Annotated in this window: 16 protein-coding genes; 8 read left to right on the forward strand and 8 right to left on the reverse strand. The window is 70.8% G+C overall.

What is annotated here, in order from left to right:
* The first annotated feature begins 41 nt into the window (after positions 1 to 41).
* The 3 genes from DQ384_RS10565 to DQ384_RS10575 all read left to right on the forward strand — a co-directional run bounded on the left by DQ384_RS10565 (position 42) and on the right by DQ384_RS10575 (position 2,974).
* The gene (locus DQ384_RS10565) at positions 42 to 911 is read left to right on the forward strand and encodes a phytanoyl-CoA dioxygenase family protein (RefSeq protein ID WP_425451439.1); all 870 of its coding nucleotides are present in this window, start codon (positions 42 to 44) and stop codon (positions 909 to 911) included.
* Positions 912 to 995: 84 nt separating this feature from the next.
* Complete coding sequence (locus tag DQ384_RS10570) at positions 996 to 1,439, forward strand: SRPBCC family protein (RefSeq protein WP_114028558.1); 444 nt, start codon at positions 996 to 998, stop codon at positions 1,437 to 1,439.
* Between the two features lie 323 nt (positions 1,440 to 1,762).
* The gene (locus DQ384_RS10575) at positions 1,763 to 2,974 is read left to right on the forward strand and encodes a class I SAM-dependent methyltransferase (protein ID WP_114028559.1); all 1,212 of its coding nucleotides are present in this window, start codon (positions 1,763 to 1,765) and stop codon (positions 2,972 to 2,974) included.
* 69 nt (positions 2,975 to 3,043) lie between these two features.
* Here the strand turns inward: DQ384_RS10575 and DQ384_RS10580 are convergent, their stop codons facing one another.
* Together DQ384_RS10580 and DQ384_RS10585 are read right to left on the reverse strand one after the other, a co-directional pair.
* Positions 3,044 to 4,522: an FAD-binding oxidoreductase gene (locus DQ384_RS10580; RefSeq protein WP_114028560.1), complete on the reverse strand. Its 1,479-nt coding sequence runs from the start codon at positions 4,520 to 4,522 to the stop codon at positions 3,044 to 3,046.
* The gene (locus DQ384_RS10585; RefSeq protein ID WP_114028561.1) at positions 4,523 to 6,067 is read right to left on the reverse strand and encodes a methyltransferase domain-containing protein; all 1,545 of its coding nucleotides are present in this window, start codon (positions 6,065 to 6,067) and stop codon (positions 4,523 to 4,525) included.
* Positions 6,068 to 6,199: 132 nt separating this feature from the next.
* On the opposite strand from DQ384_RS10585, the gene DQ384_RS10590 reads away from it, so the two are divergent.
* Positions 6,200 to 7,624 (forward strand): extracellular solute-binding protein, encoded by a 1,425-nt coding sequence (locus tag DQ384_RS10590; protein WP_114028562.1) that lies wholly within the window; start codon positions 6,200 to 6,202, stop codon positions 7,622 to 7,624.
* 83 nt (positions 7,625 to 7,707) lie between these two features.
* Here DQ384_RS10590 and DQ384_RS10595 read toward each other — a convergent pair whose 3' ends face one another.
* The gene (locus tag DQ384_RS10595) at positions 7,708 to 9,003 is read right to left on the reverse strand and encodes a glycosyltransferase (RefSeq protein ID WP_114028563.1); all 1,296 of its coding nucleotides are present in this window, start codon (positions 9,001 to 9,003) and stop codon (positions 7,708 to 7,710) included.
* 213 nt (positions 9,004 to 9,216) lie between these two features.
* Here DQ384_RS10595 and DQ384_RS10600 point away from each other — a divergent pair, with 213 nt between their 5' ends.
* On the forward strand, positions 9,217 to 10,191 hold the full coding sequence (locus DQ384_RS10600; protein WP_114028564.1) for an NAD-dependent epimerase/dehydratase family protein: 975 nt from the start codon (positions 9,217 to 9,219) through the stop codon (positions 10,189 to 10,191).
* A gap of 65 nt (positions 10,192 to 10,256) precedes the next feature.
* Here the strand turns inward: DQ384_RS10600 and DQ384_RS10605 are convergent, their stop codons facing one another.
* The 4 genes from DQ384_RS10605 to DQ384_RS10620 all read right to left on the reverse strand — a co-directional run bounded on the left by DQ384_RS10605 (position 10,257) and on the right by DQ384_RS10620 (position 15,168).
* On the reverse strand, positions 10,257 to 11,498 hold the full coding sequence (locus tag DQ384_RS10605) for a cytochrome P450 family protein (protein ID WP_114028565.1): 1,242 nt from the start codon (positions 11,496 to 11,498) through the stop codon (positions 10,257 to 10,259).
* Positions 11,499 to 11,534: 36 nt separating this feature from the next.
* Complete coding sequence (locus DQ384_RS10610; protein WP_114028566.1) at positions 11,535 to 13,124, reverse strand: MFS transporter; 1,590 nt, start codon at positions 13,122 to 13,124, stop codon at positions 11,535 to 11,537.
* Positions 13,125 to 13,138: 14 nt separating this feature from the next.
* On the reverse strand, positions 13,139 to 14,314 hold the full coding sequence (locus DQ384_RS10615; protein ID WP_147268729.1) for an acyltransferase family protein: 1,176 nt from the start codon (positions 14,312 to 14,314) through the stop codon (positions 13,139 to 13,141).
* 101 nt (positions 14,315 to 14,415) lie between these two features.
* Positions 14,416 to 15,168, reverse strand: a complete 753-nt coding sequence (locus DQ384_RS10620) for an SDR family NAD(P)-dependent oxidoreductase (protein ID WP_114028568.1) — start codon at positions 15,166 to 15,168, stop codon at positions 14,416 to 14,418.
* A gap of 139 nt (positions 15,169 to 15,307) precedes the next feature.
* Here DQ384_RS10620 and DQ384_RS10625 point away from each other — a divergent pair, with 139 nt between their 5' ends.
* The 3 genes from DQ384_RS10625 (at position 15,308) to DQ384_RS10635 (ending at position 18,447) form a co-directional block, all read left to right on the forward strand.
* Complete coding sequence (locus DQ384_RS10625) at positions 15,308 to 16,708, forward strand: FAD-dependent oxidoreductase (RefSeq protein ID WP_181871139.1); 1,401 nt, start codon at positions 15,308 to 15,310, stop codon at positions 16,706 to 16,708.
* The gene (locus DQ384_RS10630) at positions 16,708 to 18,042 is read left to right on the forward strand and encodes a condensation domain-containing protein (RefSeq protein ID WP_220182886.1); all 1,335 of its coding nucleotides are present in this window, start codon (positions 16,708 to 16,710) and stop codon (positions 18,040 to 18,042) included. Before DQ384_RS10625 ends, DQ384_RS10630 begins: the two co-directional genes overlap by 1 nt.
* Positions 18,043 to 18,246: 204 nt before the next feature.
* Positions 18,247 to 18,447 carry a hypothetical protein gene (locus DQ384_RS10635; RefSeq protein ID WP_147268730.1) on the forward strand — a complete coding sequence of 67 codons (201 nt, stop codon included), beginning with the start codon at positions 18,247 to 18,249 and terminating at the stop codon, positions 18,445 to 18,447.
* Positions 18,448 to 18,712: 265 nt separating this feature from the next.
* On the opposite strand, the gene DQ384_RS10640 is transcribed toward DQ384_RS10635, so the two are convergent.
* On the reverse strand, positions 18,713 to 19,498 hold the full coding sequence (locus tag DQ384_RS10640) for an alpha/beta fold hydrolase (protein ID WP_114028571.1): 786 nt from the start codon (positions 19,496 to 19,498) through the stop codon (positions 18,713 to 18,715).
* Positions 19,499 to 19,760: the final 262 nt, after the last annotated feature.

Consider the following 19,760-nt stretch of genomic DNA (forward strand, 5'->3'; position numbering starts at 1 on the left):
GAGCGCTCCGTCGAAAGTCGATCCGAAGAAAGGTGATGATCGTGGCGAGTCTGACTCGAGTCAGGTCCGACGCCGATCTCGACGACGTGGTCGCCGTCCTGGAGAGGGACGGGGCCGTGATCGTCGAAGACTTCCTGGACACTGAGACGCTCGCGGGGCTGTGGGCGGACCTGGAGCCGACGCTGCAGGCCCAGTCCTACAGCGACAACTGGTACGACGGGCTGCGCACGCGGCGGGTGTCGTCGCTGTTCGCCCGCACCACGAGGCTGACCCCCGTGGTCACGCACCGCCTGTTCCTGGGCGCGGCCCGGGCCATCATGCAAAAGCCCATCCCCATGTGGATCGGCAAGTCGCGCCAGGACATGGTGCCGAGCATCCAGATCAGCGCCACCCAGCTGGTGCAGATCCACAAGGGGCAGGGCAAGCAGCCGCTGCACCGCGACGACGCCCTGCACCTGCGCCCGCACCCGGGCCCCACCAGCAGGGTCATGGTCATGCTGGCGATGAGCGAGTTCACCGCCGACAACGGCGGCACCCTGGTGATCCCCGGGAGCCACCACTGGGACGACGAGCGGGCGCCGGCCACCGAGGAGGCCATCCCCACCGAGATGCCGCCGGGCGGCGGGCTGATCTGGCTCGGCGGCGTCTACCACGGCGGCGGGCGCAACGTCACCGACTCGCCCCGCACCGGCATGACCATCGCCTACGACCTGGGCAACCTCCGCCAGGAGGAGAACCAGTACCTCGCGGTGCCGCGCGAGCGGGTGCTGGAGTACCCCGAGGAGGTGCGCAGGCTCCTCGGCTACGACCGGTGCCCGCCCGGCGTGGGCTGGCTGGAGATGAACGACCCCTACATCTGGTTGGAGTCGGAGGAGGTCAGGCACGCCGCTCTCGGTCACCTGGTTTCCTGACTCCCCAAGTGAGCATTCCTGAATAAGATCGGGACAGCCCGGTCGGACACAATGACGATCCGGCTCACACGAAAGGATGACGCGATGAGCAAGATCGATATTACCCGCGTGCTCGATGCCCCGCGCGACCTGGTCTACGCGGCCTGGACCCAGCCGGAGCACTTCACCCACTGGTGGGGCGCGCCCCTGGACACCATCTCCATGGACGTCCGCCCCGGCGGCGAGTGGAAGGCCACGATCGTGGTCGACGAGCAGACCCAGGTCCCCTTCGCCGGCGTCTACCAGGAAGTCGTCCCGAACGAGCGTCTGGTCTACACGCTGGCCGACCTCAGCGGCAAGGAGCCCACCCCGGAGCAGGCCGCCGCCGGCCCGGAGACCGTGACCGTCACGTTCTCCGACGCCGACAACGGCACCAACATGGTCTTCGTGCAGGAGGGCAACCTCCCCGAGGAGGAGCTCCCCCGCACCGTGGAGGGGTGGGGTTTCTTCTTCGACGCCCTCAGCGAGTACGTCACGAAGATCAAGTAATGTGACGACGGGGGAGATCCCCGGTGACCGCCGGCAACGGACGACGTGGGGTCCGCCGGCCCGGTCCGATCTCCTCCACCTGCGGGATGTCCGGCCGCGCCGAGGGGCGGAGCCGTAACCGGCGACGATGGCGAGGCGCCGGGCGCGACCTGCCTGGAGTGGCCGGACATCGGACGGCCGCCGGTGGCGGGGGAGCACACCGCGCGATCGGGGTGGGGCGTGGCCGATGCCGCGCCCCTGTCGCATGACCGGACTCGTTCGCGCGCGGGAATTCCGCAAACGGCGATAAGCGAATCAACGCCCCGCGATGTTAGCGTCGATTCATGGAGACTTCCTGCCGCATCTGCTCTGGGCCGGTGAAAGGTTCGATAGACCTCGGTGTCCAGCCACGCGGAAATGCCTTCCCCAAGCCTGACCAATTGGCTGGGGAATTCTTTTACCCGCTGATCGTCGGGATGTGTGACTCGTGCGCGATGGTGCAATTGATGGCCGAGATCCCGCAGGAAGTCAGATATCACGACGAGTACCCGTACCGGGCCTCCAACTCCACCGTGCACAGCGAGCACTTCGCCGGCGTCGCGCGCCGGCTGCTGCGCACCGAGCTGACCGGCCACGACCCGTTCATCGTCGAGATCGGCTGCAATGACGGCGTCATGCTCGCCACGGTCGCCGACGCCGGTGTCCGGCACCTGGGCGTCGAGCCGTCCCAGGAGGTGGCCGCCCTGGCCCGGTCGAAAGGCGTGCGGGTGCTGCCGCGCTTCTTCGACGAGGAGACCGCGGGGGAGATCCGCGCCGGGCACGGCCCCGCCGACGTCATCTTCGGCGCCAACGTCATCGCGCACATCTCCCACCTCGACTCCGTGCTCAAGGGCGCCGTGACGCTGCTCGGCCCCAACGGGGTGTTCGTCTTCGAGGAGCCCTACCTCGGCGCCGTCGTCGAGCAGACCGCCTTCGACCTGTTCTACGACGAGCACTCCTTCGTCTTCTCCGTCAGCTCCATCCGCGCCGCCGCCCGTCTCTTCGGGCTCGATCTGGTGGACGCCGAGCCGCTGGCCATCCACGGCGGCTCCATGCGCTACACGCTCGCCAAGCGCGGCGCCCGCCTTCCCACCGCGGCCGTCGGCGAGCTGCTGGCCTCTGAGCGGGCGCGGCGCCTCGACCGGCCCGCCACGCTCGTGGAGCTCAACCGCCGGGCCGAACGCGTCCGCGACGAGCTGACCGCGCTGCTCACCTCGCTGCGGGCGGACGGCAAGCGGGTGGCCGGCTACGGGGCGCCCGCCAAGATCACCACGGTCACCAACTACTGCGGGATCGGGACCGAGCTGATCCCGTACGTGTGCGACTCGACGCCGTCCAAGCAGGACCGGGTGGTCGCCGGATCCCACATCCCGGTGGTGGCGCCGTCGGTGTTCCGAGAGGACCGGCCGGACTACGCGGTGCTGTTCGCGTGGAACCACGCCAAGGAGATCATGGCGAAGGAGAGCGACTTCGCCGGCCGCTGGATCCTCTACATCCCCGAGGTCCACATTCTCTGACCCGTCACGGCCGTCCCATCACGCGAGCGGCCCGCCACGACATCGTGGCGGGCCGCTGCGGCGTCCGGGCTACCTTCGGGTGGCGCCCGGCATGATGTCGTCGCGGAACAGGCCGTCCGGGTCCACGCGGGCGCGCACCGCGTCCACGGCGGCCACCGTGGCCCCGTCCAGGTGTCCCTGGGGCTGGTCGAAGCGCTCCACGAACGTGGGCGCGGTCGTGCCGGCGTCCCAGGGGGTGAGGGCGGACCTGACCACGGGGAGCCGGGCGAGAATGTCCTCCCGCGTGCCCGACAGCCCGGGGACGCCGCCGCCCGAGTAGCCGTAGCGGGCCGTCAGGTGGTTCAGGGCGCCGCCGGTGGGGTCGGGGTCGGCGTAGGCGCCCCCGAGCTGGCGCAGGCCCGCGGCGATCAGCGGGGAGCGCGAGCCCGCGCCGATGACCTCCAGCAGCGCGTCGATGCCCGCCTCCCCGAGCTCGTTCAGCAGCAGGTGGTCGCCGATGACCTCGACGGGGTCGGACGGGTCCATGTGCGTGTCCAGGAGCCCCGCGGGACCGGTCGTCTGCCACGTGTCGAGCACCGGCGGCGCGATGCCGCGCAGTGGGCCCAGGAGCTCGCCGGCCTGCGCCTGGGCGGCCGCCACGTCGTCGTCCGTCCCGGCCAGCACGGCGCCGTCCACGAACAGGACGGGGCCCGCCGACAGCATGGGCGGCACGTCAGGCAGGTCGGGCAGGTTGAGGACGCGCACGCTGGTCGTCGCCTCGCGCGGCGCGGTCAGCGTCCACTCGCGCCAGGCCCGCAACAGCTCGGGCGCGTGGACGGCGGGCCAGCACGCCGCCCCGGTGACCACCTTCGCCACCGGGAACAGGGCGACCTCCACAGCGGTGACGACGCCGAAGCCGCCCCCGCCGCCGCGCAGCGCCCACAGCAGCTCGCCGTCCCCGCCGGCCCCGGTGTCCGCGCCGAAGACCGCGCCCGTGCCCGACGCCCTGCGGAGCTCGCCGTCCGCCGTGACGAGTTCCACCGCGCGCACGCTGTTGGCCGCGAGCCCGGTGCGCCGGCCGTAGAAGCTGAGCCCGCCCCCGAGGAGGTACCCGACCACGCCGACCGTCGGCGAAGAGCCGTGCGCGACCGACAGGCCGTGTTCGGCGGCGGCCTTGACCACCGCGCCCCAGCGGGTCCCCGCGGGCACGCGGGCCACCCGCCGTTCGGGGTCGATCTCGACGGGACCGCTCATCTCCGTCCGCAGCAGCAGCCCGCCGCGCACGGGACGGGCCGCCTCGGCCCAGTGGCCGGTGGTGTGCACCCGGACGGGCAGGCCCGAGCGGCGCGCGAAGCCGACGGCCTCCCGCACCTGCTCGACCGTGCGCACCACGGCGGCGGCGGCCGGCTTCGGCACCGCGCCCAGCGCGAACACCGCGGTCGCCGCCTCGTAGCCGGGCTGCCCCGGCCCGGCGATGAGCAGGGACCGCCCCGGCCCGGCGACGGGCGTGCCGGCCCCTTCCGGCCTGGGCAGGAGCACGCCGGGCTCTCCCGACTCCGTGACGGGCATTCAGCTCACCCGCCGCGCGGTGATGAAGGCGAACGACTCGGGGCCCGAGCTCTCCAGCACCACCATGCCCGCGTCGGCGAGCCAGCGGTCCAGCTCCTCCCGCTCGAACAGCAGCATCCCGGCCGGCCGGCTCGGGAAGTAGTGCGCGGCCTGGAAGTGGCGGCAGACGGGGTCCTCGTCCCACACGAACGTCATCAGCGTGAACGTGCCGCCCGGCCTCAGCACGCGCCCCACCTCGGCGATGGCGGTGGCCGCCTCGTCGGGGAAGGCCTGCAGCGCGTTCCAGCAGACCACGGCGCCCATGCTGGCGTCGGCCAGCGGGATGTCCAGCGCGCTCGCGCGCACCGCGGGCACGTCGGGCACACGGCGGCGCAGCACGTTGAGCATGGGCAGGCCCAGGTCGAGGGCCAGCAGCCGGTCGCTGCCGACGGTCGCGGCGACGACGGAGGTCCAGCGGCCGGCGCCCGCCCCGAGGTCGAGCACGGGGCCGTCCACGGGGCGCACGCTGCGCGCGATGTAGGCGTCCTCGTCGGCGAGCGTGACCGCGCCGCCCCAGTTGCCGCCCGCCACGCGCAGGAATTCGGGACGCAGCAGCGCCTCGTAGTACAGGCCCATGCTGGGCATCTCGGCCAGGCTCTTGAGCAGGTCGGCGGTGGCCTCGTCGGCGTCGTCCCGCACGGCCCTGGTGAGGTCGAGGATGCCGCGGGAGGCCGGGTAGGCGACCGCGCAGGCCGGGCAGCGCACGGCGGCGCCGCTGTTGTCGAGCGGGCCCCGGCAGGACGGGCAGACCAGCGCGGACAGGTGCCGCGCGAACAGGCCGAGGCGCGGGTCGGCGCCCGTCGCGTCCGACTCGGGCGGCGCCTGCGGGCCGGGCACGTCGACCACCGGGCCGCGCCGGATCGACCAGTACGCCTTCAGCCCCATGTAGCCCCACACGGTCCGGCTGTCGTTGCGCCAGTTGACCTCGGCCTGCTCCTGGCTGAGCGCGCCGATCCACGCCTGGTCGAAGGCGCGCTCCTCGTCGGTGAGCCGCCAGATCTCGGGGGCGGGCCAGACCCGGCCGAGGCCGGTCCGCCGCTCGTCCATGAGGGTCAGGCAGCGGTCGAGCCGGGACCGGTCGCCGGAGTCCAGGCCGAGCCGGCCGGCGACGCCGAGCACCCTGTCGCGGTCGTGCGGGAAATGCGCGAGCAGGTAGGCCAGGGCCTGGCCGAGCTCGGGGCCGGCGCCGTCGGCCAGGGCCAGGTAGCGGTCGAGGCCGGCGCGCACGGCCTCGGTCTGCCCCGCTTCGGCGATCAGGCCCAGCAGGATCAGCAGCCGGCCGGCGCGCGCGTCGTCGAGCCCGTCCAGCGCGCGGATGAGCTCGGGGATCGCCGACGGCGCGCGCTCGGTGAGCGTGCCGCCGTCCCACAGCGTCTGGTCCTGCGCGGTGCCGGGCGACCAGAGCGCGCCGACGAGCCGCGCGTAGGCCGCGTCGAGCCCGTCGGGCGATGCGCCCGTGAACTCCTCGAGAAGCATTGCTGGCGCGTACGTGGTGTCAACGCTCATGTTAATTCCCTTCGCGCGAAACGCTTCTCAGCATCACACCGGCCCGGCCGCCCGGTCACCTCCGTGCGTGCGGGAAAAACGCAGCGCAATAGCGGAGATGCGGCGGGAAAAAGACGGATAAACCATGGGTTCATGAAGAACAGGATTCCGATCGAAGTATGGGTCCCCGACCTGACGTTTCCCGGCTGGATGGATCGGTGGTATCAGCAGGCCGCCGATTTCGAGAGACTGCACCCCGAGTACCAGGTGGTGGTGCACGGCAAGGATTTCTGGCAGCTTCCCAGGCAGGTCGCGGAGGCCGCCGCGGAAGGGCACGTCCCGGCTCTGTCGGAGTACTACTTCTACATGACGCAGGTGGCGCGCGACTCGCGTCGGCAGGACGGCCGCCCGCTGTTCACCTCGGTGGAGAAGGCCATCGGCGGGCGCACCGAGGTGCTGGGCGAGCCGGTCGTGCTCGACGACATCATCGCTCCGCTGCGCGACTACTACACCCTCGACGGCGACCTGACGTGCATGCCGACCGTGGGCACCACGAGCCTGCTGTACGGCAACACCGACCTGCTGCGGCGCGCGGGCGTGGAGAGCATGCCGCGCACCTGGCAGGAGGTGGAGGAGGTGTGCGCCAGGGTGGCGGCGCTGCGTGACGGCCCCTCCCACGCCATCACGTGGTCCAACCACGGCACGTTCACCCAGCAGGCGCTGGCCACGCAGGGCGGCCTGCTCGTGAACGAGCACAACGGCCGGCTGGGGCGGGCCACGGTCGCCGACCTGGCCTCGCCGGAGATGATGCGCTGGGTGGAGTGGTGGCGCGGGCTGCACAGGAACGGCCACTACCACTACACCGGCAAGATCCCCGACTGGGCGGGCACGCTGAAGACCTTCGCCGACCAGGACGTGGCGATCCGGATCTCCTCCTCCAACGACGTCAACTACATGTTCAGAGCCGCGGAGGACAACGGCTTCGACGTCGAGGTGGGCATCTTCCCCTACGACGCGAACGTGCCGTACGTCGGCAACGCCATCGCCGGCACCGCGCTCTGGATGGCCGAGGGGCTGGACGAGGCGACGCAGGAGGGCGCGCTGGCGTTCCTCATGTACCTGCACAGCCCGCGCATGGCGGCCGAGCGCCACAAGGCCAACAGCTTCCTGCCGCTCACCCACTCCGCGCACGACCTGCTGGAGGAGGAGGGCTGGTACGCCGCCAACCCGCACCACCGGCTGGCCTACGACCACGTCATGCGCTTCCCGACGGGCCAGAGCGGCGTCCCGGCCTCCGAGGGCGCGCTGTTCGGCGACTTCGCCGGCAACCAGGACGTGATGACCAGGGCGATCGGCGACGTGCTCAATGGCGCCGACCCGGCCGAGCGCATGGCGTTCGCCACCGTGGAGGCGCAGGAGCTCCTCGACGCCTACAACGCCTACGCGCTGTCGTCCGGGTGCCGCGACCCGCGGAACAGCCCGCCGACCAGCCTCAGCGTGGAGGCCTTCAAAGAGATGCGGGCCGGGCGCGACTACTCGGCCGCCGACATGGAGGCCGTGGTCAAGCTCCACCGCTGACACCCGCCGGAGCAGCGCGAAGGGGCCGCGGACCTGATGAAGGTCCGCGGCCCCTTGTCGATGCGGCTGCAGGCGCGGCCTGGTCAGCGGTGCATCGCGGTGAGCTTCTCCAAGGTGGGCACGATGTCGGCGGGGCCCGGCCGGTCCAGCCACTCCTGGTGCACGGCGGCGGCGCCGTCGCGGTAGCGGGGGTCCTCCAGCGCCGTGACGATCGCGGCCCTGATCTCCTCGACCGACTGCTTCTGGTGGTCGAGGCGGAGCCCGGCGTCGCGCGACTCCAGGTAGGCGATCGCGAGCTTGGACAGGATGTTCCGCTCGGCCATCTTGCTGTTCTCTCCGTCGACCACGATGACGCGCTGCGGCTCGTCCGTGTCGCCGACGAGCTGCGGCACCCCGGCGGCGACCGAGGCCCAGAACGTGCCGCTGGAGCCGTGGTTGATGCTGGCCGAGCAGGTCGGCAGCAGCTGCAGCAGCGGGACGTAGTCCACGGTGCGGACGTTGGAGGGGATCGAGGAGATGCCTTCGAGCTGGTCGGCGTTGAGCGTGGCGACCAGCTCGACATCCAGGTCGGCGACCGCCTCGAAGATCTTCGGCGCGCGCCACTCGCCCTTGTGGTACGCCCTGGTGGACAGCCCGACCGAAAGGGCCACGCGCGGGCGGCGCGGCTTGTCGTACAGCCAGGAGGGCTTGACGCCGCCGCCGTTGTACGGGCTCCAGCGCACGGGCACCGCGGCCAGGTCGCGCGACAGGCGCATCTCGCGCGGCATCGGGTCGATGGTGAACTGGCCGACAAGCAGCTCGCTGTCCACTTCGACGCCGTAGTGCTCGGCCAGCGGGCGTACCGCCCTCGCCAGCGGGTCCACGGGCGGCGTGGCCTGCCTGGCGTACAGCTCGACGGCCCAGCCGCTGTAGTCGGGCGCCATCAGGACCCGGCCGTGTGCGGCGCCTGCCACTTTGGCCGCCACGGCGCCGGCGGGGAACCACGGGTCCCACAGCACAAGGTCGGGCCGCCACGTGCGGGCGAACTCGACCAGCGCCTTGTTCTGCGCGCTCGGCACGCGCGGGAGCTGGAACCTGACCCCCATGAGGTAGTACTGGAAGAACACGTCCCAGGTGTCGCGCTCGTCCTGCGTCACCTGCAGGGCCGTGGCCAGGCGCTCCATCTCCTCCGGGTCGGGCGGCAGGTCGTCGCGGACCCACCCGCTGGTGTCGGGCTCGCCGCACGTGACGGCCGTCAGGCCCGCCGCCACGATGTCGTCGGCCGCGCCGGGCGGACAGGCCACGACGACCTCGTGCCCGGCGAGCTGCAGCGCCTGCGCGTACGGCACGGCGGGGTAGAGGTGGCACGTCTGTGGCCACACAGTGAGCATGATTCGCATCTAGCGCTCCCTCGCGAACTCCTCGATGGAGTGGAATTCCCCTAACCAGTATCAGTCTCCGGAATTGGCGATGCATCTCCTGACGTGCCGGTTTCCGGCAATGCAGGAGATGCGGGACGGCGGCGGAACGAGTTGTTCTTTTGTTTATCCATGCCATTTCTCAGAGGGAGAGTCTCATGCGTTTTTCCGCCGACCATTCGAGGATGCTCTGACATGGCGGGCGCACGCGCGGTCGTGACCGGCGGCTCCGGCTTCATCGGCAGGCATCTGGTGCGGGCGCTGCTCGCCCGCGGCGACGAGGTGACGGTCTTCGACCGCGAGCCTGACCCGCTGGTGCGCACGGTCGTCGGCGACATCCGCGACGAGGCGCGGCTGGCCGAGGCCATCGGCCCGGGGGCGGACGTCGTCTACCACCTGGCCGCCGAGGTCGGGGTGGACCGCTACCTGGACCGCCCCCTCGATGTGATCGACGTCAACTTCCAGGGCACCAGGAACGTGCTGGAGCGGGCCGTCGCGGCCGGCGCGCGCGTGGTGGTCGCCAGCACCAGCGAGGTGTTCGGCAAGAACCCCGCCGTGCCGTGGGCGGAGGACGCCGACCGGGTGCTCGGCTCCACCGCCGCCGACCGCTGGACCTACTCCTCGGCCAAGGCGATGTCCGAGCACCTCACGCTGGCGTTCTGCCGGCAACACGGGCTGGACGCGGCGATCGTGCGCTACTTCAACGCCTACGGCCCCGGCCAGCGGCCCGCCTTCGTCATGAGCCGCACCGTGCACCGGGCGCTCAACGGGCAGCCGCTCGCGGTCTACGACGGCGGCCGGCAGACCCGGTGCTTCACGTACGTGGCGGACGCGGTGGCCGGCACGCTGCTGGTCGCCGACAGGGGCGGCGCCGGCGAGGTGTTCAACCTGGGCAGCATGACCGAGAGCACCGTGCGCGAGGCGATCACCACGGTCGCGGCGCTGACCGGGGCCAGGACCGTCGAGGTGGACGCGCGCGCCGCCCTGGGCCCCGCCTACGAGGACGTGCCACGGCGCGTGCCCGACAGCACCAAGGCGCGCAGGCTGCTCGGGTGGGAGGCGACGACCCCGCTGGCAGAGGGCGTCGCACGGACCATTGAGTGGGCCAGGGCGAACCCGTGGTGGCTGGCCGTCCCCGACTCCGGCGTCCCCGTGGCCGCCGCGAGCTGACCGCATCACGCCGACCGCATGACAGAGCCTCCGCACCCGGATGGTGCGGAGGCTCTGTCATGTGTCTAGGAGACCGTCGCGGGAACCGGGGCGTTGAGGCGCACGGGAAGCGCCCGGTGCCCGTTCATGATGAACGTCGGCAGCGGCGCCAGGTCCTGCTTGTCCACCGCCAGGCTGAGGTTGGGGAACCGCTCGAACAGCGACGACAGCCCGATCGCGGCGACCGCCCTGGCGATGGAGACGCCGAGGCAGTAGTGCGGGCCGTACCCGAACGAGAGGTGCTCCTTGTTCGGCCGGGTGATGTCGAAGGTGCCCGCGTCCTCGCCGTGCAGGGCCGGGTCGCGGCCCACCGCGGCGTAGTTGATCAGGATCGGGTCGCCCTGGGGGATGGTGACGCCGTCGAGGTGGATGTCCGTGACGGCGTACCGCAGCGGCAGGTGCGCCAGCGGTGACTCCACCCGCAGGACCTCGTCGATCACGTCGTCCCAGGTGGACTGGCCCGACTTGACCAGCTCGAGCTGCTCGGGGTTGGAGAGCAGAGCGGTGATCGCGTTGTCGAAGAAGTTGATCGTGGTCTCCGAGCCCGCACCGAGGATCGCGAAGATCGTGTCGGTGAGCTCGACCTCCGACAGCCGCGAACCGTCGGTGTCGCGCGCGGTCACCAGGTCGGTGGTGATGTCCTCGCCCGGGTTCTGCCGCTTCTCCGCGATCAGCTCGGCCATGGCGCCGCGCCAGCCGGACAGGATCGCCTGCGCCTGCTCCGGCGTGACCGTGGTGTCCACCATCATGTCGATGACCTTGGCGGTGGCCGCCCGCGCCTCCTCCGACATGCCGATCAGGTCCGCGACCAGCATGGCCGGCAGCGGATAGGCGAACCGCTCCCGCAGGTCGACCACCTCGCCGGGCTCCGTCGCCGCCAGCGCGTCCAGGAGCTGGTTCGTCAGCGCCGTGATGCGCGGTTTGATCGCCTCGGTCCTGCGCGGCGTGAAGGCCTTGCCGACAATCCGGCGCAGCCGGACGTGGTCCTTGCCGTACGCGGTGACCATGTTGTCCATGGCGATCCAGCTGATCATCTCCCAGTCGGGCGGGATCTCGCCGTTGATGAACGCGGGCCAGTGGTTGCGCGCGCTCTTGGTGACGTTGGGCTCGGCGAGCAACTGCCTGACCGCCTCGTGGGTGTTGACCGACCAGGCGAGCACCCCACCGGGGAGCTCCACCTGGACGGCGTGGCCCTGAGCGCGCAGGAAGTCGGTTTCCGCATGGATGTCACGGCCGGTGGTGTCGAGAACGGGGCAGCGTCTTTCCACGGTGGTCTCCCATAGAACTCAGCGATTCGGATGGTGTTAGGTCTTGGCCGACGCGGGCTCCTCGGCGGCGTCCGCGGAAGGCTCCTCGGAAGGCTCCTCCATGGCCTGCTCGGAAGCCGGCGGCACCTTCCTGAGCGTGATCAGTGCGACGGCGGCCAGGCACAGGGCCAGCACCGCGCTGACGCCGGTGGCGGCGTTGACCGCCGAGGTGAAGGCCTCACGTCCGGCGGCGAGCAGCTCGGCGGCCACGGGCGCGGCCACCTGCTGGGCCGCGTTGATCGCGCCCGTGATGCCCTCGCTCGCGGTGTCCGCGAGGGCGGGCGGCACGGACGGGGGCAGCGTGCCGGCGATCTGCACGCTGTAGACGGCGGTGCCGACGCTGCCCAGCGCGGCCACGCCGAGCGCGATGCCCAGCTCGCCGCCCGTCTCGGAGACCGCGGAGGCCGAGCCCGCCCGCTCGGGCGGGACGGAGCCGAAGATCAACGAGTTGCCGAGCGCGCCCATCGGCCCCGCGCCGAGCGAGCCGATGATCATGCCGGTCAGCACGATGCCCACGCCGGAGGTGACGTCGATCTGGCTCAGCACGAAGTAGCCGGCCGCCACGACGACCAGGCCCGCCGCGATGACGTACCCGGGGCGCAGCTTGCGCGCGATCACGGGGGCCAGCAGCACGCCGGCGATGGTGGCCGCGGTCGAGGGCAGCACCCACAGGCCCGTCTGCAGCGGCGACAGGCCGACCACGGTCTGCAGGAACATGCTGACCAGGAAGAAGCTGCCGTTGACGATGCCGCCGAGAACCATGATCGACACCGCGGCCCGGAAGATCGGCAGCTTGAACAGCTTCAGGTCCAGCAGCGGCGAGTCCAGCCTGCGCTGCCGCCGCACGAACGCCACGCCGAAGGCGAGGCCCACCACGATGGCGACGGCGTACCAGGGCTGCCAGCCGTGCTTGGCGAACTCCTTCAGCCCGTAGACGAAGGGCAGGATGGCCGCCAGCGACAGCGCGACGCTGGGCAGGTCGAGCCGGCCGCCCTCGGGGTCGCGGTGCTCGGGCAGCAGCGCGGGCCCGGTCGCGAGCAGCAGCGCCATGACCGGCACGGCCAGCAGGAACACCGAGCCCCACCAGAAGTTCTCCAGCATCACGCCGCCGACCACGGGGCCGAGCGCGACGCCGCCCATGAAGCAGGCCATCCAGACCGAGATGGCGGTGCCCATCTGCGCGGGGTCCTTGAAGATGGTGGCGATCAGCGACATCGTCGACGGCATGATCGTCGCGCCCGCGACGCCGAGCAGGGCGCGGGAGATGATGAGCATCTCGGCGCTGGAGGAGTAGGCGGCCAGCACCGACGCGGCGGTGAAGGCGGCCGCGCCGATGAGCAGCAGCTTGCGCCGCCCGATCAGGTCACCGAGCCGGCCCATGGTGACCAGGAGGCCGCCGATGACGAAGCCGTAGATGTCGGTGATCCAGAGCTGCTGGGTCAGCGAGGCCCCCAGGTCCGAGCTGAGGTGGGGGAGCGCCAGGTAGAGCACGCTCATGTCGATCGAGAGCAGCAGCGTCGGCAGGGCCAGGATGGCCAGCGCCAGCCAGTCGCGGGTGCCGGCCTTCGCCGGTGCGTTCATGTCCATCTAGGTCCCCTCTCTCAGTTGGACAGCGCGCCGGCGGGCGCCTGCTCGGCGGGCCCCGGCTGGACCGGAGGCTTGCGGGATCTGCTCCAGTACTTCATGGCCGGGCGCTCCACCAGCGTGTGGAGCAGCCAGCCCGTCACGACGGTGACGCCGGCGAGCGCGATTATGAGCAGCGTGCCGCCCACGGGCCCGTACTCCGCCTTGCCGAGCACCGCCTCGCGCAGCCAGTACAGGACGATGGCCTGGGTCAGGTAGAAGCCGAAGGAGATCTGTCCCAGCCAGACCATCGGCCTGGTGCCGAAGAAGGTCTTCCTGCCCTCCAGGTTGGCCTTGGCGAAGGTGCCGATGGCCAGCGCGAAGGGGATGGCTGTCACCAGGGAGACGCTGTAGGGCCAGGGGATGTACAGCGTGGCCGCGTACGCGATCACCATCAGCGCCATCACGGGGAGCACCCCGATGCGCGGCCACCTGCCCGCGGCGACGATCCTGGCCAGGATCATGCCGAGCACGAACTCGAACAGCCGCACGGGCGGGAACAGGTAGATGAACCAGAACTGCGGCAGCGACAGCGCCTCGCCCGGGTACTTGGGCGCGTCGGGCAGCAGCGTCAGCGTGACCAGGCATACGAGTGCCATGCCGACGAAGGCCAGCCCCGCCCACAGCCACAGCCGGTTGTCGGCGATCTTCCTGATCGGGATGATGAGCGCGGGGAAGAGCAGGTAGAACAGCATCTCCGCGCTCAGCGACCAGGCCGGCATGTTCGCGCCGCCCCAGATGGCGTTGTCGTTGACGAAGACGTTGAGCAGCAGCAGGTTCGGCAGGCCCCACAGAAGCGTGTACGAGCCGGCGAACAGCAGCATGGCAAGCGCCCACGTCACCACGTGGTTCGGCATGATCTTCACGACGCGGCGCCGGTAGTAGGCGCTGATCCGGTCACCGGGCTTGGCCGCCCACGTGATCACGAAGCCGCTCAGAATGAAGAAGAACGACACTCCGATGGAACCGCCGGGATACAGCAGCCACATCAGCTGCTGGGTGATGCCGTCGTCCGCGTACGGAGTGGCCATATTCTGGTTCCCCTGTGTGAAGGGGAAGATGACGTGACTCAGGAAGACCAGTAACGCGGCGATGATGCGCATTCCCGTTAGTGCGGGCAGATCTCCGCGCACGGCAGGGGGGGTGGAGGTCACGATGGGCTCCTTTCTCTCAGAATGCCCTGCTCCAACTTTTGTGCGGCCATCTGCCCGCCGCAACTCGCCACGTGCGGACTTCGAATGAGCAGGCCGCCGGATCAGAGAGGCACGGAGGTGGTGAGCCCGCCGTCCACCCGGAGCTCCTGGCCGGTGATGTACGACGAGCGCGGCGAGAGCAGGAACGCCGCCGCGTCCGCCACGTCCTCGGCGGTGCCGAGCCGCCCGAGCGCCACCTGCGCCCGGCAGGCCTCCTGCGCGTCGGGGGTGTTGGCGATGCCCTCGAACATCTCGGTGACGATGTAGCCGGGGCTGATGGCGTTGATCCGGATGCCGCTGGGCGCCAGGTCGGCCGCCAGCGTCCGGACCAGGTTGATCACGCCGGCCTTGCTGGCCGCGTACACAGAGGTGAAGGCCAGCCCGCGGTGGGTCAGCCAGGAGCCGTTGACGACGACGGAGCCGCCGCCGGTCATCAGCCGCACCGCCTGCTGGATGGTGAAGTAGACGCCCTTGAGGTTGGTGGCGACGATGTCGTCGAAGGCCTCCTCGGTGACGTCGCCGCTGCGCGAGAAGCCGGCCACGCCCGCGTTGGCGAACACGCCGTCGAGCCTGCCGAAGCCCTCCTCGACGCGCGAGACCAGCGCGCCGACCTCGGCAGGGCGCGACACGTCGGTGGGCACGGCGAGCACGCGGTCGCCCGCGTCGAGCTCGCGCACCGCCTTGTCCAGGCGCTCGGGGCTGCGTCCCGCGAGCACGACCCGCGCGCCCTCGGAAAGGAGCCGCTGTGCGGTGGCCAGCCCCATGCCGCTGCCGCCGCCGGTGATGAGAACCGCTTTGTCGGAAAACTCGTTCATGGGATCAGAATCACATGCCGCCCCGCGCGGAATTTCTGAAGAATTGCGCTGTCGCGCGCGGCCAGCAATTCAGAAGATGTTACGCATCATCGCCGATGTGACCCTGTGGTGAACGCTAAAGCGCGCAGGAGGCGATCCAATGGGTGATGAGTCAAAGACCCGTGCGGTGGTGCTCGGCGGCAGTCTCGCGGGGCTCTTCGCCGCCAGAGTGCTCTCCGACGCCTACGACGAGGTGGTCATCGTCGACCGAGACGAGCTGATCGGTGTGCAAGGCCCGCGGCGCGGATGCCCGCAGAGCCGGCACATCAACGGCCTGCTGGCCCGGGGCCAGCAGGCCATGGAGGAAATGTACCCGGGGATCACCGAGGGCTTGTTCGCCGACGGCGTGCCGACCGGCGACCTGGCCGGTGACGTGCGCTGGTACTTCAACGGCAAGCCGCTCCAGCGCCAGCACGCAGGCCTGGTCTGCGTGGCGGCCAGCCGCCCCAAGCTGGAGCACCACATCAGAGAGAGAACCAGGGTCCTGCCGGGCGTGGTCTTCGCCGAACGCCACGACATCCTCGGCCTGGAGTTCACCCCTGACGGGAGCCGGGTCATCGGCGCCAAGGTGCAGCCGCTCGACGGCGACGGCGGTGCGCAGGTCATCGAAGCCGACCTGGTGGTCGACGCCACGGGACGCGGCTCCCGCACGCCGATCTGGCTGGAGGCCCAGGGCTATCCGCGGGTCGAGGAGGAGCGGACGAAGATCGGCCTGGGGTACGTCACGCAGCACTACAGGCTGACCGCCGACCCCTACCACGGCGACCTGTCGATCAACCCGGTCGCCAACAAGGACCTGCCGCGCGGCGCCATCTTCACCAAGACGGACGGCGACCGCGTCGAGCTGACCACCTACGGCATCCTCGGCGACCATCCGCCCACCGACCAGGAAGGGCTGTACGCGTGGCTGAAGTCGCTCGCCGTCCCTGACATCTACGACGCGGTCCAGGACGCGGAGCCGTTGGACGAGCCTGTCGCCTTCCGCTTCCCGACGACGCTGCGGCGCCGCTACGAGAAGCTGACACGCTTCCCCGACGGCCTGCTGGTGACCGGCGACGCGTTGTGCTGCTTCAACCCGGTCTACGCGCAGGGCATGACCGTGGCCGCGCTCGCCGCCCTGGTCATCCGCCAGCACCTGCACACCGGCGCGCTGCCGGACCCCATCCAGTATTTCGGCGATGTGGCGCGCAACGTCATCGACCAGCCGTGGGAGATGACGCACACGGTCGACATGGGCTTCCCGGGCGTGGAGGGCGAGCGCAGCACCAAGGTCCGCGTGGCCCAGACCTTCCTCGGTCTGGTGCAGCAGGCGGCCACCAAGGACCCCGAGGTGGCCGGGGCCTACATGCGCGGCGCGGGGCTCGTCGACGGGCCGGAGGCGCTCATGCGGCCGCGCATGCTCGCCCGCATCCTGTGGAACGCCCTGCCATGGGTCGGCACGCCCGCGGAGTCGCCGCGGCGCGCGGCCCAGCCCAGGGCCCTGACGAGGAGTGAGAGATAGTGAGCGTCACAGAGTTGCTTCCACTCTCGTGGAACCAGGGGTTCCTGCGCGCCTTCGACCAGGGCGACGAGGCGGGTCCGTTCGGTCCCCGCTACATCATCGTCTGCGGCTGGCGCCTGACCGGGCCCGTCGACCCCGCCGTCCTGCAGGAGGCGCTGGACGAGGTGGTGGCGCGGCACGAGGCGCTGCGCACCGAGGTCGTCCGGAGCGGCGACGGCCACCAGGTCGTCCATCCGCCGTGCCCGGTCCGGCTGACCGTGCACGAGCTGCCGGGCGATGACCGGGACAGGCGCGCGGAGGAGCTGCTCAACGACGCGGAGGCGGAGCCGTTCCCCACCAAGGAACTGCCGCTGATCCGCGCGGTGCTCGGCCGCTTCGACGACGACGACGCGGTCCTGGGCCTGGTCGCCCACCACACCGCCGCCGACGAGTGGTCGATGCAGCTGATCATGCGGGATCTCGCGTACGGGTACGCCGTGCGCACCGGGCACCGGCCCTCGCCCCTGCCGGAGGTGCTTCAGTACCGCGACTACGTGGACTGGGAACGCGCGGGCGCCGGCCAGGACGACGGCGAGCGGTCGCTGGCCTATTGGCGTGACAACCTGCGTGGCGCGCAGTTCGCCGGCACCAGGACCGATCACCTGCGGTCCGCGGGCGTGCCCAAGACCACGGCGTGGCGGCGGTTCACCTTCCCCAATACGGTGACCGTGGCCGTCAAGGACATCGTGAAGGAGACGCGGAGCTCGCCCTTCATGGTGCTGCTGGCCGCGTACGTGGTCTATGTGGGCCGGCGTGAGGGGACCCGCGACGTCGTCGTGCCGAGCTTCTCCTCGGGTCGTGGTCCGGCCCGATTCCACGACACCGTCGGGTCGTTCTTCAACTTCCTGCCCTTCCGCGTCAATCTGGAGGACTGCCGTTCCTTCAAAGACGTGATCGCGTCCACGCGGCAGGCCTGCGTCGGGGCCTACGCGCACGACCTGCCGTTCGCGCAGATCCTGGGCGTGGCGCCGGAGCTGATGAGCTCTGTGACCCGTGACGACCACGCCGTGGTCGCCTTCCAGGTCTTCAAGTCACCGCTCGGCGGCGACCGCGGGAGCGCGGGCGCGTTCGAGTACTCGGTGTTCCGCAGGAGGCAGGTGTCCCAGTGGGACGGCGGCGATGTGCCTGACGGCGCCATGTGGCACCTGGAGATCGACTCCAGCGGGGACATAGTCGGCTCGTTCGCCTTCAACACCAACCTGTACGGCCAGCAGACGGTCGGCGGGATGGTCGGGGACTTCGGCGAGCTGTTGAAGCGGCTGACCGCCGACCTCCACGGCCCGCTGGAGCTCTGAGGCTCACCCCAGGCGGTCCAGCCAGCGAAAAGCCGGGGAAACACCTGCCTGGCCGCCTGGTCGGTGAGCATTCCGTGGCCCTCTCCCGCCAGTTCCACCCACTCGGAGTCCGGGTGCAGGCGCGGGAGATGGGCCCGGACGGCGTCCACGGGGATGCGGGGGTCCCTGTCGCCGTGCGCTACGAAGAGCGGAACCGCCGCGAGCGTGTCATCGGGGGCGAACCTCGCCGTCCTCATAAAGGCCCTGACGGCGGCGTGTTCGGCCTCGTGCAGGTCCGCCGAGCGCAGCACCATCACCGCGTCGTCCACGTCCTCGGCGCCGTACCGCTCGGGCAGCGGCGCGGACACCGCAGGGCCGATGCGCCTGCTGCCGCGCGGGTTGGGCCGCACCACGCGCCGGCGCTGAGCGCGAGCTCCTCGGGGGGAGCGACACGGACGTCGGGGCTTGTTCTATGGCGGCCCGCCCCGTTGACGTCCCGTTCTGCTGTCCCGGCCGCCCGGGGACGACGCCGGTTAGTACGACTTCGTCATCAGCACGACGAACTCATCGGCGCTGTCGTCGACCTCACCCAGGTCCCAGGTGATCTCCATGTGCGTCCACTTCCTCTCGGCCGTTGATCCATCGTCGGCCGAAAGCAGGGGCCGGCACATTTCGACGTTGCCCGGCTGGATCAGTCGCGGAAGTAGGCGGCCAGAGGGGGCGCCAGCGCCTCAGGGGCGATGTCGTGGCCGTGGCCGTCCAGCACGGTGAACTCCGCATTGGGTACCGTCTGCGCCACCGCCTTGCCCGCCGACTGCATCCAGGCGCCGCTGTTGCCGCCGGCCAGGGCCAGGGTCGGCGCCTTGACCTTCTCCAGGTCCTCGACCGGCAGCCGGTTGCCCGGCCCGCACACCGCCGCCTCGTACACCAGCGTGTGCGCCACCGCCTTCATCCCATCCCAGAACGGGGACTCCTGCATCTGCCCGACCATCTCGGCGGGCACCTCGGCCGCCTCGACCATGAACCGCTCGACGACCTCGCCCCGCTTGCCCTCCGCCACCAGCGTGGCCAGCTGCTCGCGGAAGTCCTCGGCGATCGGCGCCCTGCTGTCGTCGACGATGAACGGCGGCTCATACACCGCCAGCTTGGTGATCGGCAGCCCCGCTGCGGCCGCCCGCAGCGCCAGCGCCCCGCCCGACGACCCCCCGAACACCGCCGCCGAGCCCCCGGCCGCCTCGATCACCGCTGCCAGGTCTTCGATCTCGCGCTCCACCTCGTACGACTCGCTGTCGCCGCTGTCGCCGCGCCCCCGCCGGTCGTAGTTGTAGACCGTGAACTCCTCCGACAGCGCGGCTGCCAGCCCTGCCCAGATCGGGTGCGTTCGATCGCTGAATCCGCCCTGGACCAGTACCACCGCCGGACCGGAACCGGTCTTGTCGTAGGCGACGGTGGTGCCGTCTGCCGATGTCACATGCATGTGAGTCTCTCCGCTCTTCTGTTGACTGAAGGCGTGTCGCCTGGGCACAGGTGTCCCTCCAAGATGCCGCAAGATCGGTCACCGGTCTTCTCCGAGAGTGCTTTTCGAGGGGTGCGCGTCATCGCACGGCACAAGACGCCGCGGGCGCCGCGTCGGCCTCCACCTCCCAGACAGGGCCGGAGCGTTCTCGGCGCGTTCGCACCCCTGCTGAGAAGCCAGGATCTGGCCGACATGGTCATCACCGCCGATGCCCTCCATACCC

Origin of the sequence: Sphaerisporangium album (assembly GCF_003323745.1) — a bacterium.
In the GTDB taxonomy this organism is placed as follows: Bacteria; Actinomycetota; Actinomycetes; order Streptosporangiales; family Streptosporangiaceae; genus Sphaerisporangium; species Sphaerisporangium album.